This is a genomic window from Sinorhizobium chiapasense, from assembly GCF_036488675.1.
GTDB lineage: Bacteria > Pseudomonadota > Alphaproteobacteria > Rhizobiales > Rhizobiaceae > Sinorhizobium > Sinorhizobium chiapasense.
Window position 1 is genome coordinate 817,891 of sequence record NZ_CP133148.1, and the last position, 16,385, is coordinate 834,275.

Consider the following 16,385-nt stretch of genomic DNA (forward strand, 5'->3'; position numbering starts at 1 on the left):
GCAGCACCGCGGATCTGAGCTCAGCACGGCAGCGGCGGCCGACGCTTCCCGAACAATTGCATGCCGGTGGTCTCACGTGTATCAGCCTCGAATGCGCCTAAAATCCGATATCTTCGTGTCCTCTCTGCTACGCCGCGTCTTTGCCGTCGGTGGCTATGCCGCCGTGCTGCGCAAGGGGGCGCAGGAGGCAGGCGCAATCTTCATTCGCCAGCGCTCGCGGTTCGGGATCGAGACCCTCTATGCGCCCGCGCCGCAGAACTTCTTCGAAGATGAAGCCGATACGAGCCGCAAATTCGAGATACGGTTGCAGAATGCGGAAGTGGATCACATCGACAGCGCGCTTTCCTCCGAGATCCGCTTCGATCCTGATTGCTGGATCGTCGAAATCGAACTGGACGATTGCGACGGTCTGTTCGAGGTCGTGGCCGCCGAAGACAGTCCCCGGCGATAACCAAGGCGCCGCGGCTACTGCATGTTTCCTAAAATCGTCGCCGATTTAAGGATAAAAACATGCAGCAATGCAAAGTGCTACAGCGACCTTTGCGCGTCTGATAAGACGCGCGGCGCTGTAGTTAACACGGAGCGCGAAGCGAGGTTAGCCTCTCCCGAACCCGCGCATGGGCTGGGTGGTGCTGCGATGGGCGAGGGCTGGACGAGCCTCTTGCTGGCGGGGGTCGGAGGCACGGTTGTCGGCGAAGTGGGCCTCGTAGCGGGCCGGCTCGGTGGCTCCATGCTCATCCGCACGCAGCCAGGCCTCGACCCGTTCGACGCTGACCTTCCTTGCAACCGCCTCAACCAGGGCTGTGGTGCGCGTGCCGCCGCCGAGCCTTTCGGAAAGGTGTGGATAGAATGCCTCGAGCAGAGAACTCATCTCGCCTGCGGGGAACTCAAGTGCAGAAAGGGTCACGGCGAGTTGCTGACCTGAAATGTCGAGAAGGATCCGCTCCGCAAGCGCTCGGCTCGATCGCAATGCGTCGGCGAGAGCCGTAGCGAAGAGAACCGCTTCGCCGCTGCGGGCAAACCGCATGAGCAACGCCTGGTGGAGTTCGTCGATCGGCCGAATGCGGGAGGTGCCTTCTCGCGGCTCGGCCCGCGCCAATGCCTTGATTTCCTCGCGCAGCTTGTCTTCGCGGGCGATGCGATCGGAAGAAGCGCTGTCCTCGGCCGGCGGCGGTGGGCTTATCGCGTCTGTCCCGGGCTGATTCGCATCCAGCTGTCCGTTCGCATACATGGCCTGGTGGTGCTCGACGAGCGCATCGACGACCGAGGGTGAAAGGTTTTCGCGGTGCGCGATCGCGCCGGCATGGGCCGATCCCTGCCGGCGGATGATGGCAATCAGCGCCCGATCGGAAATTGCTTTCGATCGGGTCAGAAAGGTAGCGGCAATGGAAATCGGCATGCTGCCGATCAGCAGGGCGACGGGCTCGGGCACGTGCGCACATTGCGAAAGGGCGGCGGTCGCCTGACGGCGGGCTTCGTCGCTCGATCCGAGGAAAAGCGGTTCGAACAGCTCGGCAAACTGCTTCATGTCCGACTTGCGCGGGATGCGAAGGCTCTCGAAGCCGGTGACGGTCGCCATCAGCACGACGTCCTTCAGTCGGCCCGTTTGCGGCCTCTCCAACTCACGAAACCGGTTCGTCACAATTTATCCTTGCACGCAAAACACGATCGCCATCGCCGATGGCCCGGAACGGCACACGTCATCAAAAATAGATCTAAAACGTTAGCGTAGCATTAACTATGGACGTTGGGGCTTTATTCAGGCTTGCGGCACTGTCGTGGCGAAGCGGAATATTCGTTGATCCACAGAGGTCGGAATTCCGGGCTGTTTTCAGCCTTAAAAACTCCACATGCACTTCTATTTGATCCGCAAATCGGCGACGCGCTGGTGCCAGCCGAAGGGACCGAAGGTGGCCCTCTATGGAGATAGATCTGTGAAAGATGCGTTTTTTCGGGCGGTCGCTGTTTGTGCGCTCATGCTCGTCCCGGCGGTAGCCGAGGCTGCGGAAGGTTTTGCCACCGCCAATGTCAACATGCGATCGGGGCCGAGCATACGCTATCCGGCCGTGACCGTGATCCCTGCCGGCGAATCGGTAGAAATCCACGGCTGCCTGGCGGACCTGCCGTGGTGTGATGTTTCCTTCTACGGCGGGCGCGGTTGGGTTGCCGGTCGATATGTGCAGGCCATCTACCGCAGCGGCAGGGTTTATCTGGAGCCGGAGTATTATCGCCCGCTCGGCATTCCCACGGTCGTCTTCCAGTTCGATCGTTATTGGGACCGCAACTACAGGGGCCGCGACTTCTACCGCAACCGCGACCGCTGGCGCCGTGGTCCGGACTGGGCGGAAGAACGGGACCGGCGTGACTGGGAACGACAGCGTGCGTGGGATCGGCGCGAATGGGAGCGCAGGCAAGTGAGCGAGGATCGCCGGGAATGGGAGCGTGACCGCGACGACGAGCGGCGCGAACGACGCCGCGACGATGAAATGCGAGTGGTTCCGGAGTGTGGTTTCGATGACCGTCTGTGTGAGAACGACTGAAGCGCCGTGCCCTCAGTCGGCGGCGGGCCGCTCGAAGGTCGGGCTACGACACGCAGGCGGTGAGAACGGCTAGAGACGTTTCGAGATGGCGCCGCCCGCTCTTTTGGTTCGGTCTATTTGCGCCGCCTCGCGGGAACCAATCCTGCTTCGGTGCGTTGACATCGCGCGAAGAAGAGGAGCGACAAAATGGCGGAGAAGAAGCTGGCGGCCGTCGGGGCGGAAACGGATGCTGAAGCACGCACCGCGAGCGCGCAGGCGGAATTGGAAGCACAGATTGCAGACCTGAGAACCGAGATTGCTCGGCTCACGGAAACGGTTTCGGCCATCAGCACTGGCGCAAAAGCCGTCGTGCAGGGCGAAGCCGAGTTGATGACGGCGCGCGTCCGTGAACGCGTTCGCGAGGAGCCGATATCGAGCCTGTTGACGATCGCGGGTGTTGCATTCCTGTTCGGGCTGCTTGCGAGACGCTGACCGCTTCAGGCACCGGAATAGCGGACCAAAAAGGGGGGAAGCACGATGAGCTTAAGATAGTGTTAACTAGGCTATGGCTCAATCAGGATGGACCGGCTATCATCGGTCCGGCATCTGATGGGAACCGAAACAACGTCCGGGTCACCGGAAGAAGGAGCAGATGAGAACGGCGTGTCTGTCCAGGGAATGTGGTCTTTGGAAAATGCGTCAGCCCGACGGCGGGCAGGGTGAAATCGGTACGGTAGTTCATCCGTCTCATGAAAATACGGAGACGAGCATGGCAGACGTAATCAGAATGCAGGACCGCAGGGTCCAAAAGCCGCGAAGGCGGCCCGTGAAATCAGGCAGCGCCACTGTGCTGTTGTTTACAGGTATCCGTTACGAGCGTCTCGACGGTCGTGGACCACAGCCCTCGGCACCGGCTGGACGGCGGGTGAAGAAGCAGTAGTTCAATTGTAGCGTGCGGCACCGCCGCCCACGCGGGTGCGGCCGCGTGACTTAAGTCGTCACTTCAATGCCCGGGATACCGGGCGCCTCCACAAATCTTCGACCACAATGCCATCCGGAACGCCGGGAAGCGGCGGCGCCGGCCGTATCGCGTCAACGCCGGAAGGGCTCGCAGCTCGACTCGGTCAGGAAATTGCGAACCTGTTCCTCGAAGCTGTCGAGCGGAGCAAGAGCGCGCAGAACCGCATAACCCTCGTCGTCCTTCATCTCGATCATGATGGACTGAGCCAGCGTTTCGGGGGGCGACTTGCGCAATTCGACAAGTTGGATCGGCGTGGCGACAACCAGGTCGAGACTGCCGTTGACGGCCGTGTGATCGTTCATGCTGAACACTTCGTTCGAGTTGCTGTCGAAGACGGAAAGCGACCAGAACGGCACCGCGCCGCGGGCGATGAAGCGCGCGGGCGCCTCCGCGATCGAAAAGCTGCAGGCGGCCGTTCGCAGATAAGGGTCGCTGTTGTCGAGTCCAGTTACCCCCGGCTCGACCGTCAGCGGGAAGAAGCTGTCCATCTCGAGGAGGCCGAGCACGCGCGTATAGGCGTCCCGGCCGGTGAATTGCGGTAGGGCGAGCACGATGATGATATGCAGCAGAGCCGCGCCAAACAGGCCGACGAGAACGGCGAACAGCGTGCTACGCATTTCCGCACCCCGTCTTGACGATTTTCGGCATCGCAAGATCGATCAGCCCCGAGGAGCCGGCAGTCGGTGTGTCGAGTAGGGTCAATACGAATTTGAAGCTGCCGCTGTGGCGAATGGCGAGCCAGTTTTCTGGATGCGCGACGGGCGAGGCGTGAACGACGAAACTGCTGTTTTCAGCGCGCAGCACCGTCCAGGAGTTCACCGCCGAAGGCAGGTCAGGTCCGGGCCGCAAGGTCACGCCCTCCGACGTCGTCGCATAGAGGGTCCAGAAACGGGCCGGCGGCGTTATGCCCGAGATGTCGTAGGAGCAGGCCGGCGACAGCCGGGCGCCGCTGTCGTCGGTCGCAGCCGTGAAAATCAGCCCTTCCGCGCCCCCGAAGAGCAACTCGCCGGCGCGGGCGCGGTGCGCCTTGGCGTAAGGGTCTGCCGCCGCCGTCTGCGCCTGGGGGAACGCGACCCAGGGGCCGATCGCGATCGAGCCGAAGCCGACGGTCGCCTTCAGCGCCCAGACAGCCGAAGTGACCCCGCCGCCAAAGGCGACGATCAGAGCGAGTGCGACGAGGAGGGGGATGCGAAACAAGGAGCGGCTCTATCGTATCTCGTTTGCCTGGCAATTTGCGAAAGCCACGCGGCATGACCGGTTCGTTCGTCAAAGAACGGATTTGTGACTACAAAGTCAATTGCTTGTGGCATTCGCCGTAACGCGTTCGGGGGAGTTGTTCGTCGGCGTCTCAAGCACTGCGACCCTGCCGGAGTTCTTTTCCGGTGCCTTGAGCGGGGATGCTTTTTCGAACGTCGCGCCGATCGCTTTCAACAGTCTGGTCACTTCGGCGGAGAGGGAACGCGGGCGAACAAGCGGCGGAAGGGCATTTTCATCGGGCTTTGCATCCGCGACCGCTGCCGGCTCCTTGGTCGCGTCCGGAAGCGGATTGTCGATGCCGGGGATCGCGCGATGCTCGATGCCTTGTTCTGCATAATCCATCAACCGTTTGAAGGTCATGGCCGGCAACGAGCCGCCGGTCATCTCATCGGTCGATGTATAGTCGTCGTTTCCGAACCACACAGCGGTCGTGTAGTCGCCGGTGAAGCCGATAAACCAGGCATCGCGATACGCCTGCGTGGTGCCGGTTTTCCCGCCGGTAACGATGCCTTTGTCGAGGGCTGCGCGCCTCGCGGTGCCCATCACCGGAATCTGGGTGAGAATGCGGTTCATCGACAAGGTCGCCTGTTCGCTCAGAACCCGTTGCGCCGGAGGTGCATCGCGGCCGAAATCGTAAAGGATGTCGCCATCGTAGTTGAGGATCTGGCTGATGCCGTGACGCCGCGACTGCAGGCCGCCCGCAGGGAAGACAGCATAGGCCGTCGCCTGGTCGAGCACGGTTACTTCGGAGGTCCCGAGCGGCATCGTCTTGTCGGTGCGGATGGGCGTTTCGACGCCCATCTTCTTTGCGGTAGCGGCAATAATCTCGGTGCCGAGCTTGTCCTTGGCGAGGCGAACAGGGACGGTGTTGATCGATCTCGCGAGCGCGTTCATCAAGGTAACCCGGCCGGCATACTTGCGCGCGTAGTTCTGCGGCGACCAGCCGCGCCAGGTGATCGGCGCATCGACGACTACCGTCTCCGGGGTCATGCCCTTTTCCATCGCCGCGGCGTAAGTATAGACCTTGAAGGAAGAGCCCGGCTGCCGCAGCGCCCGTGTTGCCCGATTGAACTGGCTTTCGCCATAGTCGCGGCCGCCGACCATGGCACGTACGGAACCGCCGTTTTCCACCATGACCACGGCGCCCTGCTTCACCTTGTAGCTTTCGCCATATTGCCGGAGGCTCGACTCGACCGAGTCCTCGGCTGCCTGTTGCAGACCCATGTCGATCGTCGTGCGCACGATCAGGGAGTGTTGCGCGAAGGGGGCGGCGATACGTTGGGCTTCGTCAAAAGCCCAGTCGAGGAAGAAGTCGGGCGCCTTGACCTGGGCGCGATCGATCACAGTCGCGGGATTAAGGCGAGCGGCAATCACTTGGCCCTCGGTCATCAGGCCGCCCTGAACCATGTTGGTGAGAACCTCATTGGCGCGGCCGCGTGCGGCCGGCAGGTTCACGTGCGGCGCATAGCGGGCCGGAGCCTTGAAAAGGCCGGCGAGCATAGCGGATTCGGCGAGATTGATGTCGGTGATCGCCTTGCCGAAATAGAACTGCGCCGCCGCCGCCGCTCCGAAGGTGCCGCCGCCCATGTAGGCGCGGTCGAGATAGAGGCGCAAGATTTCCTTCTTTGACAGGTTGCATTCCAGCCAGACGGCGAGGAAGGCTTCCTTGATCTTGCGCTCGATCGTGCGTTCGTTCGACAGGAACAGGTTCTTGGCAAGCTGCTGGGTGAGGGTCGAGCCGCCCTGGACCACGCCTCCCGCCCGGGCATTCTCGGTCATGGCGCGCGCCAGACCGAGAAAATCGATGCCCCAGTGATCGAAGAAACGCCGATCCTCGGTGGCGAGAACCGCCTTGATGAGATGGTCCGGCAGTTCGTCGATCGGAGCCGAGTCTTCATGAATAATGCCGCGGTGGCCGATCTCATTGCCGTAACGGTCGAGGAAGGTCACCGCAAAGTCGCTCTGGGCGCGCCAATTGCCTTTGGTTTCCTCAAACGCCGGAAGGGCCAGAGCCAGCATCAGCACCGAGCCGGCCGTCCCCCACGTTGCCGTTTCGCCAAGCACTTCGAAAAGAGCTCTCTTCCAGCCGCGTACGCGAAAGCGACGGAAGAAGATGGTCGTCTCTTCCCACCATTCAGCCAGCCGGAATCCGGCATTCCACACCGTCGAGTCGATCCAGGAATCGATTCTGAGAAAGATGTGTCGCCTCTTCGGCCGGTTGTCCTCTTTCCTCGGTTCCTGCACGGCGTTCTCGTTCCGAAGGTTCGCTTGCCCTGCAATGATATTTGCACGAGGCGAGTTTCCAATCTACTTGCATATCGCGCTGCCGGCCTTAAAAAACCGGCAATTTTCTGCAAATCTTCCATGTCGGCATGGAACGGACGAAAGTGTGACATGATGGGCGAAATGCCTTTCTGGAAAACCAAAAGCCTTGAAGAAATGAGCAATGCCGAGTGGGAAAGCCTCTGTGACGGCTGCGGGCTCTGTTGCCTGAACAAGCTCGAGGACTGGGATACGGGCGAGATCGCGTGGACGTCGATCCGCTGTACTCTGCTCGATGGTGAAAGCTGTCGCTGCAAGGATTACGACAACAGGCAGGCCACCGTGCCCGACTGCATTCAGCTGACCCCGAAAGTGGTGCATGAGATCTCATGGCTGCCGCCGACCTGCGCCTATCGGCTGATCGGCGAGGGGAGGGATCTCTATTGGTGGCATCCGCTCGTGTCCGGCGATCCGGAAACCGTCCATGCGGCAGGCATATCCGTGCGGGGCCGCACCGTTGCGGAGGATGGTATCGATGTCGAGGATTATGAAGACTACCTGGTTACCTGGCCGCTGGAAGTAGGCCTGGAACCGGTCCGTTAAGCGCTAACGCGTCCTTTGGGCGGGGCGAAGGATCAGGCGCCACCGTTCTTCTTCACGAGGCTTTTCGGCGCGACGTTGCGCCATGCGGTTTCCATGGACTGCCGGACAAGCTCCTCGTCGGCGTCGACAAAATAGAACGACGTCCAGCCGCGTTCTCCCCAGCCGCCGGGGACCGCGGCGCAAACTCCGGGCTCCATTTCCAATAACATACGCTGCTGGTCGGGCGTGAACTTGAAGACCGCGCGGCCTGCCTCCGGCAGGGACATGAAAATCCGCTTGCCCACACGAAAATCCCGCGTTCCGAAATGGGCATTCTCTTGAGTTCCGGGCAGGCTGAGCGCCAGCTTTTCGAGCTCTTCGGTCAGCATTGCGGAAGAGTAACATGGAATTGTGGATTGGTAAAAAGGCCGAGAAGCCTCCGTCGTCGACGGTCAACAAGAGCTGCGGCGCCTTTTTTGAGGAATGGCACCGCTGGTAGAACGGTGTTCTTTCAGCGGTGCAGGAATGTCATTCTGCAGGCGGAACGGGCTTTTGTGCAGTCTCGCCAGCCGTGCGCATCTCGCGCCACTCGTTCTCGAAACGATCGAGAAGCGATTGCGGAATCCTGGATTGCGGTAGTGCGGGCTGTTTGTTCGCGAGCGTCTGCATCCGTTTCTCCTGGCTTCATGACGGTTAAAGGATGCAAGACCATTTCACATCGTAAATACTTTGTAAATCAGTGGTTTAAATCATTTAAACGATTGAAAATTCTTTAAATCGATTAATGTTCGATTGCTCCACAATTTTATTCTTGAACCACTTGGACGGGGGGAACACAACCGGAAAACGGTGCGTTTTCAAACCCTTGAGCAAATATGCGGGCTTACTTCCGGAGATCGCTGGTTCGGCCTCTGAAGGATCGGACTCAATTCTTGAAAAAACGGCCGCAAGCGATTCAGATGAATCGCGAATTCGGGAAGAATTAAAGCGCCGGGTGGGCGTCCAGCCTCCAAAAGGAGCGATCGCGGTTCGTGTACTCGTAAGCATCTCCTGCAAAAATCTCAACAAAGCCACTGTCCAGGGTGGTCGGCGAACGGTGGTGCCGGTCAAGTTGCGCGATCTTTCGCAACCGGAGGAATCGTTGCAATCTACGGTCGTTTTCCTGCGTGACGGTACCGTCGCCGGGGGGGCGTGCTGCATCCGACATTCATTTGCCATTCAGCCTGTATCAGTTAATGATTTTCGCCATGATGCTTCCCAAGTCGAAAGTGCGTTCATGTCTTCACCAGTGATCATAGCCGCGCTTGCCGCAGGCCTGGCGGGCTTGTCGCCGCCTGCCATCAACGTGCCTTCGGCTGTTGTCCGCGCGGCTGGCGATTGCAGCGCTGCCGCCGCGCAAGTGGTTGCCGAGACGGGTGGAGAACTGCTCTCCGCCCAGCCGACATCCGACGGCCAATGCGTGATCACGGTGCTTATCCCGGGCAACGGTGGGCGGCCGAAGAAGGTGACGGTGAAGGTGCCGATGTAGGCTGCTTGCGGGCGACCTACGAGCAAGGGAAATGAACGCAGATGCGCATTCTTATAGTCGAGGACGACGCTAACCTGAACCGGCAGCTTGCCGACGCCTTGAAAGAAGCCGGTTACGTCGTCGACCAGGCCTTCGACGGTGAGGAGGGCCACTATCTTGGCGATGCGGAACCCTATGACGCCGTGATCCTCGACATTGGCCTGCCGGAGATGGACGGCATTACCGTTCTGGAGAAGTGGCGCGGTGACGGCAAGACCATGCCGGTCCTGATTTTGACCGCACGCGACCGCTGGAGCGACAAGGTGGCCGGTATCGACGCCGGCGCCGATGACTATGTGGCCAAGCCCTTCCATGTGGAAGAGGTTCTTGCCCGGATCCGCGCATTGATCCGGCGAGCCGCGGGACATGCGAGTTCCGAGATCGTCTGCGGTCCCGTGCGGCTCGATACCAAGGGCTCCAAGGCGACCGTTCGCGGCGTGCCGCTGAAGCTCACGTCGCATGAGTTCCGGCTGCTCTCCTACCTGATGCACCATATGGGGCAGGTGGTATCGCGCACGGAGTTGGTCGAACACATGTATGATCAGGATTTTGACCGGGACTCCAACACGATCGAAGTGTTCGTTGGTCGGTTGCGCAAGAAGATCGGCAACGACCTGATCGAAACGGTCCGCGGCCTCGGATATCGCATGCAAGCGCCCGGCAATGGCAATTAGATCGCTCACGGCCCGCGTACTGGCGGTTTCGACCGTTTGGGCCGTCGTCGCCCTCGTTGTGATCGGAGTGGTTATCTCCGCGCTGTACAGGCAAGGGTCTGAGCGCGGCTTCCAGGATCTGCTGCGCGCACAGCTCTACAATGTCATCAACTCGATTTCCGTTAACGAGAGGGCCGTTCTGTCCGGAAGTCCGCAACTCGGCGACCTTCGTTTCTCCCAGCCCCAGACTGGATGGTACTGGATCGTCGAACCGATCGGTGAATTTGATACGCCACCACTCTTGTCGACGTCTCTCGGCTCCGCGAAACTGCCGATTGCCAGTATCGAAGAAGTCCCCTTCGATATTCGCTACGAGCGCTTCTACACGACCATGGATCCGTTCGGAAACGAGGTCGAGGTGGCCGAAACCGAGGTCGTGCTCGACATTCAGGGACATGCCGCCCGCTTCCGCGTCGCGGGCAATCGCGATGTGCTGGAGGCGGATATCGATCGCTTCACCCGCAATCTCACCATCGCGCTGTCGATCTTCGGTCTCGGCGGCCTTGGCGTCAATGCGCTGACGATTCTGTTCGGCCTCAGGCCACTCGACCAAGTGCGCCGCTCCCTTGAAAAGATCCGCGCGGGCGAGAGCGAGCGCCTGGACGGTGCTTTCCCGCGTGAGATCCAGCCGCTTGCCAACGAGGTGAACGCCCTGATCGACAGCAATCGCCGCATCATCGAGCGGGCGCGCATGCAGGTCGGCAACCTTGCCCATTCGCTGAAGACGCCGATCGCAGTTCTGCTCAACGAAGCGCGTGTGTTGGAAGTACCGCATGGGGAATTGGTGAAGACGCAGGCCGATGCCATGCAGACCCAGGTGCAAATCTATCTCAGCCGCGCGCGTATCGCCGCGCAGCGCGGCTCGATCCTCGCCAGAACCGAGGCTCAGCCCGCGCTCGAACGGCTTGTCCGGGTAATGCGGCGGCTCAATCCGGATAGGCAGTTCAGCCTGTCGATCAATCCGCCTGGTTTGATATTGGCGATGGAGCAGCAGGACGTCGAGGAAACGGTCGGCAATTTGCTCGAAAACGCCGCGCGGCACGCACGCGAGCATGTCTGTCTGAGTGTGCGGCCCGCCCCGGAAGACGTGCACGGCAAGGATCAGGGCCGGCACTGGATCGTACTCGACGTCGATGACGACGGTCCGGGGCTCAATCCGGACCAGATCGCCTTGGCAATGAAGCGTGGCAAAAGGCTTGATGAGAGCAAGCCCGGCACTGGGCTTGGACTTTCGATCGTGAGTGAAATTGTCGGAGAATATCAAGGCACGATCGAACTTTCGCGGCGCGACGAAGGAGGATTGCGGGCGCAACTCGTTTTGCCTGCTGCGGTTTAGCGGCCACACCGCGGCCGAAAATGCCGATGCCCTGAGAGGGTGTGGTTGCTTGACGCGCTGGGGAGTGCAAAAAGAAAATCGACGGGGTGCCACCTGTCCGCTGCCGGATGTGCGGGAAGGCGGAGAAGGTGGTTTGCGTTGAAGTTGAGTTGTCGGGGGATCATGAGGAACCACGCAGTAATGGCACGAGCCCTTGTCGCCAGCGGTAGGATCGCCGTCATCGCGTCTGCCGTCGCGCTGGCTGGTTGCGGTACGGCATCGAACGGCCAGCGTGGGGCCGTCTCAGGTCTTTCTGCGACCGCAACGCGAGGAGCGTCGTCGACAGCCTATATCGCCGCCCTGCAGGGTGGCGTCATCGCGCGCCTCGATGGCATCGATCTCGGCAAGTCTGATCGGCAGAGGGCGCTCGAGGCCGAGTACCGGGCGCTGGAGGCGGCACCGGGCGGGCAGCCGGTCGTGTGGGAGGGACGCGGCGTCAGCGGCTCCGTCGTCGCCGCGGCACCCTTTCAGGTCGGTTCACAGAATTGCCGGCAATACAGCCACACGGTGACCGCTAAAGGACAGCAAACGACCGCGCGCGGAGCGGCGTGCCGCAATTCCGATGGAACGTGGACGCCGCTGACGTGAACTACGGCATGCCCCTTAAATGGTGGCCGAACTAGAGCAATTCCAGGAAAAGTGTGTAACGGTTTTCCGTCCGGAATTGCGTAATTTCAAATAGTTAGATCATTTCACTGTTTCAAAGAAACAATGAAATGATCTCGGATAAAAACACGCAGCGATTCAAAGTGCCACAGCGTCCTTTGCGCGCCTGATAAGATGCGCGGCGCTGTAGCAGCGTCACTTCGGTGACGCGCCCTTGGTCTGCCAAACCATCGACGTACACGGGCGACCTTGCGGCGAAACGCCTCAAATCTCCGTCATTGCCTGTTTTCGAGTTGGAATGGCACGGGGCTCATAGTATTTCCCCTGCATGTTGTTTTGGATCCTCGTCGCTATCTTGACGGCGGCAACCGCTGCCGTGCTCGTTCTCCCGCTGATACGGGCAGCGGCACCGCTTTCGTCTCCCCACAGCCATGACATCGAAGTTTATCGCGATCAGCTCGAGGAAGTGACGCGGGATCAGAAGTCCGGCCTGATCAGCGGCGAGGACGCGGAACTCGCCAGGGCGGAGATCGCGCGACGGCTGCTTGCGGCAAGCGCCGCGGACGCGCCCATCAAGGAGAGCGGTCCGAAATCTCTGCGCTCGAACCGCGTCGCGCAGCTCTTCGTTCTTGTCTGTCTTCCGGCCGTGGGGCTTTGCCTCTATCTCCTTACCGGCAGTCCCGGCGTGCCAGCGCAACCGCTTGCAGCCAGGCTCGCCAATCCGGGTGACGATATCAACATTTTGATTGCACGGGCCGAGAACCATCTCGCGGCCAACCCGGGCGATGGCCAGGGCTGGGATCTGCTGGCGCCGATCTACATGCGCAGCGGCCGGGTCGAGGACGCTGTTGCCGCCTACGATCAGGCGATCCGCCTGCTCGGGCCGACGCCCGCCAGGCTCGGTGGCTATGCGGAAGCGTTGATCGTGCAGTCCGGCGGCCTGGTGACGGCCGACGCGCAGGAAGCCTTGAAGAAGTCGCTCGCCCTTGACCCCAACGACCCGCGCTCGGAATTCTATCTGGCTCTCGGCCTCAAGCAGGAGGGTAGACAGCAGGATGCGCTCGCCGCGTTCCGCAAGCTTGCCGGCAATTCTCCTGTCGATGCGCCTTGGTTGCCATTGGTGAACCAGCACATCGCAGAGCTCTCCGCCGGCCAGGCGCCTGCCGGCAACACGATGCCCGCAAACCCGACGTCCGAGGATATGGCCGCCGCAGCGCAGATGGACACCGGCGATCGCCAGGCCATGATCCGCGGCATGGTCGACAGCCTGTCGAGCAAACTGAAGGAAAATCCCGCGAACTTCGAAGGATGGATGCGCCTGATCCGTTCCTACGTTGTGCTTGATCAAAGAGACAAGGCGCGCGACGCTCTACAGCAAGGGCTGAAGGCTTTCCCGGCCACCGGGGAGCAGGGGAAGCAATTGCTGGCTCTCGGCCGCGAACTCGGCATCGACGCGGACGGAGAAGAAGAATGACACGCAAGCAGAAACGGTTGGCGATCATCGGCGGTGGCGTCAGCTTCTTGATGGCCGCGGTTTTCCTGGTGATGTTCGCCTTCAGCCAGGCGGTCGCCTACTTCTATGTTCCGGGCGATCTCGCAAAGGCAGGCCTTGCGCCGGGAACGCGCATCCGCCTCGGCGGCCTGGTCGAATCCGGTTCGCTCAAGCGTGGCGGGGGCAGGACCGTGACCTTCAACGTTACCGATACGCTCGGAACGGTGCCGGTTACCTATACCGGCATCCTGCCCGATCTTTTCCGCGAGGGGCAGGGTGTGGTGGCCGAGGGCGCTTTTCTTGCAGACAGCCCCGTGTTCGTCGCCGATACGGTGCTCGCCAAGCACGATGAAACCTATATGCCGAAGGACGTTGCAGACCGCCTGAAGGCCCAGGGTGTTGCACTCGGCGGCAAGGAAAACATTCAATGATCATCGAGCTCGGACATTACGCCCTGGTGCTGGCGCTCGCGACAGCGCTCATCCAGGCGATCTTGCCGATCGCCGGGGCGCGGCGCGGCGACAAAGCGCTGATGGAACTCGCATCGAGCGCTGCGCTCGTCTGCGCCTTGCTCGTTGCCTTCTCCTTTGCGGTGCTGACCTTTGCCTACGTGACCTCCGACTTCTCGGTGCGGAACGTCTGGGAGAATTCGCATTCCCTGAAGCCCTTGATCTACAAGTTCTCCGGCGTGTGGGGGAACCACGAGGGATCCATGCTGCTCTGGCTGTTGATCCTCGTCTTCTTCTCCGCGCTCGTGGCGCTTTTCGGCCGCAACCTCCCGGAAACGCTGAAGGCAACCGTGCTCGCCGTACAGGCCTGGATCGCGGCCGCCTTCGCGCTCTTCATCCTGCTGACGTCCAATCCCTTTGCCCGCCTCATTCCTGCACCGGGAGAGGGCAAGGACCTGAACCCCGTGCTGCAGGACGTCGGCCTCGCCATCCATCCGCCCTTGCTCTACCTCGGCTATGTGGGCTTTTCCGTCTGTTTTTCCTTTGCGGTCGCGGCACTGATCGAAGGCCGCATCGACGCGGCATGGGCGCGTTGGGTGCGCCCATGGACGCTTGCTGCCTGGACCTTCCTGACGGCCGGTATCGCCATGGGCTCCTACTGGGCCTATTACGAACTCGGCTGGGGCGGCTGGTGGTTCTGGGATCCGGTCGAAAATGCCTCTTTCATGCCGTGGCTCGCGGGCACCGCGCTGCTGCACTCTGCGCTGGTGATGGAAAAGCGCGAGGCGCTGAAGATCTGGACCGTGCTGCTGGCGATCATGACCTTTTCGCTGTCGCTGCTCGGTACTTTCCTCGTCCGTTCTGGTGTGCTCACGTCGGTGCATGCTTTTGCGACCGATCCGACGCGTGGAATCTTCATTCTCGCCATTCTCGTCGTCTTCATCGGCGGCGCGTTTTCGCTCTTCGCGCTCCGGGCGTCCCGCCTCAAGTCCGGAGGGCTTTTTGCGCCGATCTCGCGCGAAGGCGCACTTGTTCTCAACAACCTCATTCTCACGACGGCTGCAGCGACCGTGCTTACCGGCACACTCTACCCGCTGGTGCTTGAAGCCCTGACGGGGGAAAAGATCTCGGTCGGTGCACCGTTCTTCAACATGACCTTCGGTCTGTTGATGCTGCCGCTGCTCTGCGCAGTTCCCTTCGGTCCGCTGCTTGCCTGGAAGCGCGGTGATCTCACGGGCGCTGCCCAGCGTTTGTTCGTCGCGGCCGCGGTCGGCCTCCTTGTCGCGGCGGTCTATTACTACGCGATGAATGGCGGCCCCGTACTCGCTCTGCTCGGCATTGCACTCGGCGTCTATCTGATAGCGGGGGCGCTGACCGATCTCGTTCTGCGTTCCGGTATCGGCAAAGTGACTGGGAGCGCTGCCTGGAAGCGGCTTTCGGGCCTGCCGCGCTCTGTCTTCGGGACAGCACTCGCCCATGCGGGACTCGGCGTCACGTTGATCGGCATCGTCGCAGTCACTGCCTTCGAGACCGAGACGGTTGTCGAAATGAAGCCGGGCATGGTGGTGGACGCCGGCGGCTATACCCTGCGCTTCGACGGAATGCGCCAAGGGCGCGGACCGAACTATACCGACGAAACGGGGCATTTCACCGTCAGCCGGGGCGGTGTAGCGGTCACTGAAATCTGGTCGTCGAAGCGGCTCTATACGGCGCGCCGGATGCCGACGACGGAGGCCGGAATTCGGACCTTTGGCCTCAGCCAGCTCTATGTTTCGCTCGGCGATCAGATGACGGACGGCGGTATCGTCGTGCGTCTCTGGTGGAAGCCGCTGATACTTTGCATCTGGGGCGGAGCGCTGATCATGATGGCGGGCGGCGTTGTCTCCCTCAGTGATCGCCGCTTGCGGGTTGGTGCGCCAACGCGCGCCAAGAGGGCCGCGCGGCTCGCCTTGGGGGCAGCCGAATGATCCGCTTGCTCCTCGCGCTTTTCCTTTGCCTCTCTTCCGCGCTACCCGCCCTGGCGGTCAATCCGGACGAAGTGCTTGCCGATCCCGCACTCGAAGCGCGTGCGCGGGCGATCTCGGCCAAGCTTCGCTGCATGGTCTGCCAGAACCAGTCGATCGACGACTCCAATGCCGAACTCGCCAAGGATTTGCGGGTACTGGTGCGCGAACGGTTGACGAATGGCGACACGGATGAAGCGGTGATTGCCTATGTCGTCTCCCGCTACGGTGAATTCGTGCTGTTGAAGCCGCGTTTCGAGGCAAAGACTGTGATCCTCTGGGGTATGCCGGTCATCCTGCTTCTTTGCGGCGGAGTTGCCCTCGTTGTGGCTGCGCGCCGACGCAGCGCTGGTACGCCCGGCGCGCCGCTTTCCGACAAGGAAAAGGAAGAGCTCGACAAGCTCCTGAGGTCCTAGAGCGGGATGAGGAAAAGTCCGCGCGGTTTTTCCGCCCGCATCCCGCTCTAACTTATTAGAACCGATGCCCAGATGCCCCGGGCTCTGAGAATCGCGTCTTGATGCCGAGCGATAGTTCGAGGC

At 61.3% G+C, this 16,385-nt stretch carries 18 protein-coding genes; 12 read left to right on the forward strand and 6 right to left on the reverse strand.

Annotated features, from left to right (window positions below):
• Positions 1-91: 91 nt before the first annotated feature.
• The gene (locus tag RB548_RS03815; protein WP_331373715.1) at positions 92-451 is read left to right on the forward strand and encodes a DUF1491 family protein; all 360 of its coding nucleotides are present in this window, start codon (positions 92-94) and stop codon (positions 449-451) included.
• A gap of 144 nt (positions 452-595) precedes the next feature.
• Here RB548_RS03815 and RB548_RS03820 read toward each other — a convergent pair whose 3' ends face one another.
• Positions 596-1,642 (reverse strand): DUF2336 domain-containing protein, encoded by a 1,047-nt coding sequence (locus RB548_RS03820; RefSeq protein ID WP_408642397.1) that lies wholly within the window; start codon positions 1,640-1,642, stop codon positions 596-598.
• A 292-nt stretch (positions 1,643-1,934) separates the two neighbouring features.
• Between RB548_RS03820 and RB548_RS03825 the strand changes: the two genes are divergently transcribed.
• Positions 1,935-2,540, forward strand: a complete 606-nt coding sequence (locus RB548_RS03825; protein ID WP_331373716.1) for an SH3 domain-containing protein — start codon at positions 1,935-1,937, stop codon at positions 2,538-2,540.
• A 186-nt stretch (positions 2,541-2,726) separates the two neighbouring features.
• A complete protein-coding gene (locus RB548_RS03830) occupies positions 2,727-3,011 on the forward strand; it encodes a hypothetical protein (protein ID WP_331373717.1) in 285 nt (94 codons plus the stop codon).
• 600 nt (positions 3,012-3,611) lie between these two features.
• Here the strand turns inward: RB548_RS03830 and RB548_RS03835 are convergent.
• From RB548_RS03835 to RB548_RS03845, 3 genes are all read right to left on the reverse strand, one after another.
• Complete coding sequence (locus RB548_RS03835) at positions 3,612-4,157, reverse strand: DUF1254 domain-containing protein (protein WP_331373718.1); 546 nt, start codon at positions 4,155-4,157, stop codon at positions 3,612-3,614.
• On the reverse strand, positions 4,150-4,737 hold the full coding sequence (locus tag RB548_RS03840; protein ID WP_331373719.1) for a DUF1214 domain-containing protein: 588 nt from the start codon (positions 4,735-4,737) through the stop codon (positions 4,150-4,152). The genes RB548_RS03835 and RB548_RS03840 overlap by 8 nt, the downstream gene beginning before the upstream one ends.
• Before the next feature lie 96 nt (positions 4,738-4,833).
• Positions 4,834-7,041: a transglycosylase domain-containing protein gene (locus RB548_RS03845; RefSeq protein WP_331373720.1), complete on the reverse strand. Its 2,208-nt coding sequence runs from the start codon at positions 7,039-7,041 to the stop codon at positions 4,834-4,836.
• 153 nt (positions 7,042-7,194) lie between these two features.
• On the opposite strand from RB548_RS03845, the gene RB548_RS03850 reads away from it, so the two are divergent.
• The gene (locus RB548_RS03850) at positions 7,195-7,662 is read left to right on the forward strand and encodes a YcgN family cysteine cluster protein (RefSeq protein ID WP_331374878.1); all 468 of its coding nucleotides are present in this window, start codon (positions 7,195-7,197) and stop codon (positions 7,660-7,662) included.
• A gap of 32 nt (positions 7,663-7,694) precedes the next feature.
• Here RB548_RS03850 and RB548_RS03855 read toward each other — a convergent pair whose 3' ends face one another.
• Positions 7,695-8,030 carry an MmcQ/YjbR family DNA-binding protein gene (locus RB548_RS03855; RefSeq protein ID WP_331373721.1) on the reverse strand — a complete coding sequence of 112 codons (336 nt, stop codon included), beginning with the start codon at positions 8,028-8,030 and terminating at the stop codon, positions 7,695-7,697.
• A 139-nt stretch (positions 8,031-8,169) separates the two neighbouring features.
• Positions 8,170-8,310 carry a hypothetical protein gene (locus RB548_RS03860; protein ID WP_225105150.1) on the reverse strand — a complete coding sequence of 47 codons (141 nt, stop codon included), beginning with the start codon at positions 8,308-8,310 and terminating at the stop codon, positions 8,170-8,172.
• A gap of 607 nt (positions 8,311-8,917) precedes the next feature.
• Here RB548_RS03860 and feuN point away from each other — a divergent pair.
• From feuN to RB548_RS03900, 8 genes are all read left to right on the forward strand, one after another.
• Positions 8,918-9,169, forward strand: coding sequence for a two-component system FeuPQ modulator FeuN (gene feuN / locus RB548_RS03865; protein ID WP_180940511.1), 252 nt, complete (start codon positions 8,918-8,920; stop codon positions 9,167-9,169).
• Between the two features lie 41 nt (positions 9,170-9,210).
• Entirely contained in the window at positions 9,211-9,882 is a 672-nt protein-coding gene (feuP, locus tag RB548_RS03870) for a two-component system response regulator FeuP (RefSeq protein ID WP_136504056.1), read from the forward strand.
• Positions 9,872-11,257 (forward strand): ATP-binding protein, encoded by a 1,386-nt coding sequence (locus RB548_RS03875; RefSeq protein ID WP_331373722.1) that lies wholly within the window; start codon positions 9,872-9,874, stop codon positions 11,255-11,257. Before feuP ends, RB548_RS03875 begins: the two co-directional genes overlap by 11 nt.
• Positions 11,258-11,437: 180 nt before the next feature.
• The gene (locus tag RB548_RS03880; protein WP_331373723.1) at positions 11,438-11,884 is read left to right on the forward strand and encodes a hypothetical protein; all 447 of its coding nucleotides are present in this window, start codon (positions 11,438-11,440) and stop codon (positions 11,882-11,884) included.
• Positions 11,885-12,230: 346 nt separating this feature from the next.
• A complete protein-coding gene (ccmI, locus tag RB548_RS03885) occupies positions 12,231-13,376 on the forward strand; it encodes a c-type cytochrome biogenesis protein CcmI (protein ID WP_331373724.1) in 1,146 nt (381 codons plus the stop codon).
• Positions 13,373-13,825: a cytochrome c maturation protein CcmE gene (ccmE, locus tag RB548_RS03890; RefSeq protein WP_331373725.1), complete on the forward strand. Its 453-nt coding sequence runs from the start codon at positions 13,373-13,375 to the stop codon at positions 13,823-13,825. The genes ccmI and ccmE overlap by 4 nt, the downstream gene beginning before the upstream one ends.
• Positions 13,822-15,810, forward strand: coding sequence for a heme lyase CcmF/NrfE family subunit (locus RB548_RS03895; RefSeq protein WP_331373726.1), 1,989 nt, complete (start codon positions 13,822-13,824; stop codon positions 15,808-15,810). Before ccmE ends, RB548_RS03895 begins: the two co-directional genes overlap by 4 nt.
• Positions 15,807-16,262, forward strand: a complete 456-nt coding sequence (locus tag RB548_RS03900; RefSeq protein ID WP_331373727.1) for a cytochrome c-type biogenesis protein — start codon at positions 15,807-15,809, stop codon at positions 16,260-16,262. Before RB548_RS03895 ends, RB548_RS03900 begins: the two co-directional genes overlap by 4 nt.
• Positions 16,263-16,385 lie beyond the last annotated feature (123 nt).

Bases quoted from the DNA above. Each gene is read 5' to 3' on its own strand.
- RB548_RS03815 (WP_331373715.1), top strand. From the start codon at position 92: ATGCGCCTAAAATCCGATATCTTCGTGTCCTCTCTGCTACGCCGCGTC.
- RB548_RS03830 (WP_331373717.1), top strand. From the start codon at position 2,727: ATGGCGGAGAAGAAGCTGGCGGCCGTCGGGGCGGAAACGGATGCTGAA.
- RB548_RS03835 (WP_331373718.1), bottom strand. From the start codon at position 4,157: ATGCGTAGCACGCTGTTCGCCGTTCTCGTCGGCCTGTTTGGCGCGGCT.
- RB548_RS03850 (WP_331374878.1), top strand. From the start codon at position 7,195: ATGGGCGAAATGCCTTTCTGGAAAACCAAAAGCCTTGAAGAAATGAGC.
- RB548_RS03855 (WP_331373721.1), bottom strand. From the start codon at position 8,030: ATGCTGACCGAAGAGCTCGAAAAGCTGGCGCTCAGCCTGCCCGGAACT.
- RB548_RS03860 (WP_225105150.1), bottom strand. From the start codon at position 8,310: ATGCAGACGCTCGCGAACAAACAGCCCGCACTACCGCAATCCAGGATT.
- feuN (WP_180940511.1), top strand. From the start codon at position 8,918: ATGTCTTCACCAGTGATCATAGCCGCGCTTGCCGCAGGCCTGGCGGGC.
- feuP (WP_136504056.1), top strand. From the start codon at position 9,211: ATGCGCATTCTTATAGTCGAGGACGACGCTAACCTGAACCGGCAGCTT.
- RB548_RS03875 (WP_331373722.1), top strand. From the start codon at position 9,872: ATGGCAATTAGATCGCTCACGGCCCGCGTACTGGCGGTTTCGACCGTT.
- RB548_RS03880 (WP_331373723.1), top strand. From the start codon at position 11,438: ATGGCACGAGCCCTTGTCGCCAGCGGTAGGATCGCCGTCATCGCGTCT.
- ccmI (WP_331373724.1), top strand. From the start codon at position 12,231: ATGTTGTTTTGGATCCTCGTCGCTATCTTGACGGCGGCAACCGCTGCC.
- ccmE (WP_331373725.1), top strand. From the start codon at position 13,373: ATGACACGCAAGCAGAAACGGTTGGCGATCATCGGCGGTGGCGTCAGC.
- RB548_RS03895 (WP_331373726.1), top strand. From the start codon at position 13,822: ATGATCATCGAGCTCGGACATTACGCCCTGGTGCTGGCGCTCGCGACA.
- RB548_RS03900 (WP_331373727.1), top strand. From the start codon at position 15,807: ATGATCCGCTTGCTCCTCGCGCTTTTCCTTTGCCTCTCTTCCGCGCTA.